Raw genomic sequence first — 260 nt, 5'->3', positions numbered from 1 at the left:
GATCGAGCCGGTCGCCTGGACGCCCGCCGACCCGCAAGCCTATGACGCGCTGCTCGTGGGCAGTGCCAATGTGTTCCGCCATGGCGGCCCGGCCCTCGCCGACCTCAAGGGCCTGCCGGTCTATGCCGTGGGCGGCAAGACCGCGCGCATGGCGAGCGATCTGGGCTTCCGCGTGCGCGGCCAGGGCACGGGAGGCCTTGCCGCGATGCTGCCAATGCTGGTCGAGGACGGGCATCTGCACGTGCTGCGGCTGGCGGGCG

Annotated in this window: 1 protein-coding gene; it reads left to right on the top strand. The window is 72.7% G+C overall.

From position 1 onward, the window contains the following. The coding region (locus tag AX735_RS25615; RefSeq protein ID WP_446471778.1) for a uroporphyrinogen-III synthase at nt 1–260 on the top strand (260 nt) is incomplete at both ends.

This window comes from Blastomonas sp. CCH1-A6, assembly GCF_001556365.1.
Classification (GTDB): Bacteria; Pseudomonadota; Alphaproteobacteria; order Sphingomonadales; family Sphingomonadaceae; genus Blastomonas; species Blastomonas ursincola.
The sequence above is the reverse complement of the archived record's forward strand: the minus strand, read 5'-3'. Positions and strand labels throughout refer to the sequence as shown.